Below are 1,724 nucleotides of genomic sequence, written 5' to 3' on the forward strand. Positions count from 1 at the left end.
CCCCACCTGCAGGACGCAATCACCCGCTACATCCGCGACCACAACAGGGCCGCCAGGCCATTCGTCTGGACCAAACCTGCAGATACCATCCTCAGCAAGCTCGCCAGACTTCCTGCACCTTCTGAATAAGGCAGTGCACTAGGGTTCGGAGATCGTGGTGGCCGTCATGGCCGCCGATAGCCCGAACCACCGTTCGACCAATCCATGTACCTCCGACAACGGTGTCGCCGGGCGGCAGGAGCTTTTGATCAGCCACGTCCCAGGTCGGTCGACGGATGCCCTCACCGATCTGGTCGGCGCCTTGGCGCGGCAGGCCGCGCGCCAGGCGTGGAAAGACCGACACGCAGAGCGTGCGGATCCAACCGGCGAATCATCTGACGATGGGCGGTGATCGCATCCCCATGAGGAGGCATCCGGGCCCGCCGAGAAGCTGCTGACCACCAGCGAGCTCGTGCACCTCCTCGGTGTCACTGCGCGGACCATTCGCCGCCGGAAGCGCGAGGGGCGAATCTGGCCGGCGGTGATGATCGGCAAGACGGTCCGATATCGCCTGTCCAATGTACTCAATGGGCCCGCCGGCCAACAGACGGACTAATCTAGGAAATCCGGGGCTTTCCGGCCCATGCGTCAAGCCGCCCTCGCGCTCTTCTGCGTGATCAACCCTGCTAAGCGCTCACCATTGGCCGCATCCGTCCGCTCCTGTCCGACACCCTGAAAGAGGCATCGATGAACGCGATTTCCGACATTCCGAAGCCTGCCCGTCTGCCCGGGACCGCCGGGCTAACCTTCGCCGACGCCATCGTCTTCGTGAAGCAGTGGGACGATCGTGGTGAGGACATCCGGCGGCAACGGATGTCGGCGCTGCATACCGCCGCCCGTATCCTGAAGCTGCCGCCCGAGACGATCCCCTGCGACGTGACCTGGCTCAACCAACGCCTTTTCGTGCAGCCCGCCGCGGCCCACGGCATCACCCATGGCCGGTTCCAGAATGTCATGGCCGGGCTACGGGATGTCCTGCGGCGGCTTGGCCTTCATCGCCCCGACCTTCGTGGCGAGGCCGGGCTCCCGGAGGCGTGGCTCCGATTCCTTGAGGGCGCCACCGCCGAGGCGCAACGCGCCGGGCTTCGCGCCTTCGCCCGCTTCTGCGCGGAGAAGGCGATGCTCCCGGAGCAGGTCACCAACGCGACCCTCGCCGCCTATCTGGAAGATGATCAGAGGACCCGGCTCTCGGTGGCGAGCACGCGGCACGGTGCCCATATCGCCCGCGCCTGGAACCGGATCCGCGATAACACGCCCAACCTAGTGCACTGCCTTATTCAGAAGGTGCAGGAAGTCTGGCGAGCTTGCTGAGGATGGTATCTGCAGGTTTGGTCCAGACGAATGGCCTGGCGGCTCTGTTGTGGTCACGGATGTAGCGGGTGATGGCGTCCTGCAGGTGGGGCACGGAGTTGAAGACGCCGCGCCGGATGCGCCTGCGGGTGATGGTGGAGAAGAAGCCTTCGACGGCGTTGATCCATGACGCCGAGGTGGGCGTGAAGTGGAAGACCCAGCGCGGGTGATCAGCCAGCCAGTGCTGCACCTTCGGATGCTTGTGGGTGGCGTAGTTGTCGAGGATGGCGTGGATCACCTTGCCGGCTGGGACCGCGCGCTCGATGGCGTTGAGGAAGCGGACGAACTCCTTGTGGGTGTGCCGCGGCATGCAGCGGCCGACCACGGTGCCGTCG

Annotated in this window: 2 protein-coding genes; one reads left to right on the forward strand and one right to left on the reverse strand. The window is 65.3% G+C overall.

The genetic code is table 11. The features are described from left to right. The first annotated feature begins 726 nt into the window (after window positions 1-726). The gene (locus H7965_RS29780) at window positions 727-1,350 is read left to right on the forward strand and encodes a hypothetical protein (RefSeq protein WP_186774081.1); all 624 of its coding nucleotides are present in this window, start codon (window positions 727-729) and stop codon (window positions 1,348-1,350) included. Here the strand turns inward: H7965_RS29780 and H7965_RS29785 are convergent. Further along, on the reverse strand, window positions 1,313-1,724 hold a 412-nt coding region (locus H7965_RS29785; protein WP_186774082.1), incomplete at its 5' end, for an IS630 family transposase. The two genes, H7965_RS29780 and H7965_RS29785, sit on opposite strands and share 38 nt — an antisense overlap.

It is taken from the genome of Siccirubricoccus deserti, assembly GCF_014283215.1.
GTDB classification, from domain to species: domain Bacteria; phylum Pseudomonadota; class Alphaproteobacteria; order Acetobacterales; family Acetobacteraceae; genus Siccirubricoccus; species Siccirubricoccus deserti.

Coding starts and splice junctions, on each gene's coding strand:
- H7965_RS29780 (WP_186774081.1), top strand. CDS start 727: ATGAACGCGATTTCCGACATTCCGAAGCCTGCCCGTCTGCCCGGGACC.